Origin of the sequence: Streptomyces adustus, from assembly GCF_009377175.1 — a bacterium.
Classification (GTDB): domain Bacteria; phylum Actinomycetota; class Actinomycetes; order Streptomycetales; family Streptomycetaceae; genus Streptomyces; species Streptomyces adustus.
In genome coordinates, this window is record NZ_VJZD01000472.1 from 1 (window position 1) to 3,114 (window position 3,114).

3 protein-coding genes and 1 pseudogene are annotated in these 3,114 nt (G+C 67.7%); all 4 read right to left on the reverse strand.

The features are described 5' to 3' along the window. Nucleotides 1–696: 696 nt before the first annotated feature. Nucleotides 697–1,830, reverse strand: a pseudogene (locus tag FNH09_RS49365) (FxsB family cyclophane-forming radical SAM/SPASM peptide maturase); the annotation flags it as partial. A gap of 10 nt (nucleotides 1,831–1,840) precedes the next feature. After that, a complete protein-coding gene (locus FNH09_RS50380) occupies nucleotides 1,841–2,182 on the reverse strand; it encodes a hypothetical protein (RefSeq protein ID WP_420802847.1) in 342 nt (113 codons plus the stop codon). Further along, entirely contained in the window at nucleotides 2,137–2,853 is a 717-nt protein-coding gene (locus FNH09_RS45700) for a radical SAM protein (protein ID WP_420802845.1), read from the reverse strand. Before FNH09_RS45700 ends, FNH09_RS50380 begins: the two co-directional genes overlap by 46 nt. Nucleotides 2,854–2,863: 10 nt before the next feature. Further along, nucleotides 2,864–3,114: hypothetical protein (locus FNH09_RS45705; RefSeq protein WP_420802846.1), on the reverse strand; the 251-nt coding region annotated here is incomplete at its 5' end.

The window sequence follows — 3,114 nt, forward strand, 5'->3', positions numbered from 1 at the left end:
GCTCCGCAGACACGACGCGGCGTCGCTACGCGACGCTTCCCGGCGCTGCGCGCCCGAGGGCCCGGACTCCGTCCGGGCAGGGCAGGCGCTCCGCGTCCGCCCTGCCTGACCAGCGCTCCGCGCTGGTCAGAGACCTGACTGCTCCGCAGTCAGGTAAGGGCACGGCAAGGTGGGTAGGCGCGCCGGACTCCCGCCTCCTCGGACAATCTTGACGGATCGTCAACCATTGTGCGTCAAAACTAACTACGGGCTAGGTTCTGGGATGAGGGTCCACCATCGATCCGGTTATCTCGGGTGCGTGAATTGCAGTGACAATCTGACCGGTTCTCTCATCTAAGAATGCGTCAATTCACGGCCTTGGATGGATCCTGGAATGACGGCTTGGGTCCTCCACGGGGACCTGTGCGATCCCAACTTGAAATGCCGCCGTGTATTCACCGACTGCATCGACGGCCTCCGCAAGGAGTTCATTTGTAACGTATTCCGGGTTGGGTAGTTCGTGGGCCTCGCTGAGCACGTTCAGAGCCCAGCACTTCCAAGAACATGCCGCCGTACAGGCAGTCGTAGAGTTGTCCCATTCCAGGCATGATGCAGTGTTTCAGTAGCCCTGGAGGAAGGCCGTTTGCAGCGAGAATCTACGCTGTGTTGGCCAGCGCCATCATCGGTCCGATGCCGCCCTTGTACGAGTAAAGTCAGCCGGGACCGCCAGCTCTGGTCGGCGTGCTGATACACGTAACAGTGCTCGCAGAGCAGATCGCACCTGCTGTGGATCTTGAGGACCAGCTGTCTAAGTGTGTGATGACGCCTCCGTCCCTTGGCCACGACCGGGCAGCGGCGGCAGGTGTCACTGATTCCGTCCACGCCCGTCTGCCGGGCCTGGACACCGGGGTGCGCGACGAACTCGGAGAAGCCGTGCCGGAAGACGTCGTACCCCGTCTCGGGTGCGCCCGCGTAGGCCGTCTTGAGCCATTCGGCCTGCTCGAAGGTGCCGTCCGTCTCGATCACCGCGAGGTCGCTGGGGGCCAGTCCCATCGCCTCGGTCAGGGGCGGCCCGCCGCGCAGGGTGCTGAGGACCGAGTCGAACGTCCGCACTGGCATCGGGCGGCCCTGCTGCTCCCAGCGGTCGAAGACCGCGAGCAGCCAGTCGGCATAGGGGGTGCCGCCCCCGGACGGATTGGGCGGCGGGCTGTCCCAGGTCGAGTGCGGAATCAGGTAGTCGATCCGCGGCGGGGCGAGCCCGGTGAGGGCGTCGTGCACGACGACCGGGTCGTTGGCCACGTCCACCGTGCACAGCACTCCGCTGAACAGGTGACGGTACTCGGGCTCCTGCAGCAGCCGGATGCCGCGGACCACTCGGTCGTAGCTGCTGCGCCCCCTGCGGTCGCGCCGGTGCCGGTCGTTGGCCGCGCGGTCGCCGTCGAGGGACACGCTGACCTGGACCCCGAACTCCCGGCAGATCTCCAGATGACGGCGGTCGAGGGTGACCGCGTTGGTGTGCATGCGCAGGTCGAGCGTGGTCAGCGGGGAGAGGGTGCGGGTGAGTTCCTGGCAGATGTCCCGCAGCCGGGCAGGGCAGACCAGCAGCGGCTCGCCGCCGTGCAGGACCGAACCCTCGGGGCTCTTCAGGTTGTTCAAGAAGACGAGGTTCTGGTCGCTGCCGACCTGGCCCTCGGTGTCCAGGTCGAAGTCGCTGCCGACCTTGCCCTCGACGTTCAGCAGCAGCGCGCTGGCGTCCAGGTCGAAGTCGGTGCCGACGGTGGTCCAGACGTCCCAGCCCAGACCGACGAGGACCGCGGTCAGAGCCGGGGCCTCCTTGGTCAGCTCGAAGATGACGGCCTTCTCATGCCCCGGCCGATGTCGGCTTCGCGTCCGTGACGGGTCGTCTCGCCGCGTGGCGGATGAAACGCTGCAGGTCGTCGCAGTACACCGAGGGGTTGCCGAAGTTGTGTCCGGCCCGGTACCGGTGCGCGTAGTGGCCGCCGCCGCACACGGTCAGCAGGGGGCAGGCCCGGCAGGCGTCGGCAAGGGCCGCCGCGCCCGCCTGCCGGGCGGCGACTCCTGGGTGGGCCAACGCCTCGTCGAAGGAGTGCCGGAAGGCGTCGGGGCCGGTGCGCGCCGCTCCTTCGTAGGCCAACTTCAGCGAGTCGACGTGCTCGATCGAGCCGTCCGTCTCCACCACCAACGCGTCGAATGGGGTGAGTCCCCGCGACTCGGTGGCCGCCGGCAGGCCCAGCAGCAGGGCCAGGCACTCTTCGAAGAGACGCCCGGCCGACCACGAGCGGTCGAAGACGGCACAGAGCCAGTCGCTGTATCTCGTGCCCTCCGCGTGCGGCGATGTCGACCAGTTGCTCTGCGGAGCAGCAGGTCGAGGGGGCGGGGCGGAGTTCGAGGAGCGAGTCGTAGGTCTCGCCCGGGTCTGACAGCGGATCCACGACGGGCGCCCGGCGTGGTCGACACGGCGCGGCCGCCGTCGAGGCTGATGCCGACCTGGATGCCGTGCCGGGCCAGAACCGTGAGGCGGTCCTCGGTGAGGAGGGTGGCGTTGGTCTGGACGACGGCCCGAACCCCGTAGCCGGCGGGGACGCGCGCGCGTACGGCGTCATCGAAGCGACCGAGGGTGCCGGCACCGGCCAGCAGGGGTTCACCGCCGTGCAGGACCAGGGAGACCGTGAACAGCCCGTGGACGTTGGCGTGTTCGGCGGTGCGGTCCAGGACGGCGGCCGGTGCGGCGGCCGGGCAAGTGCGCCAGGTGTGGTCGGGTCCCTCGTAGAGGTAGCAGTAGGTGCAGGCCAGATTGCAGCGACCGTGCACCTTCACGATGAACTGGCGGGAGGGGTGACCAGTCGCGGACACTTCAGCACCCTCATGCCGTACGCCCTTCCACCCGAAGCAGGGTCATCTTCCTGATGAGCACGGTCCGCTCGTAGTCGGCGGGGATGCAGGTCGTCGGGCTCTTCGCGGCCTCGGTGCCGATAGCCGCGAAGCTGCCGTAGCTCGCCTCCTCCTTGTTCGCCGTCGTGTTCTTCTCGTACGCCGGCGACTGCATATATGACGGTCTGCTGGCCGACTTGTGGATCCACATGCAGAAAGGGTGGGGTCGGACCACGTTTGCGT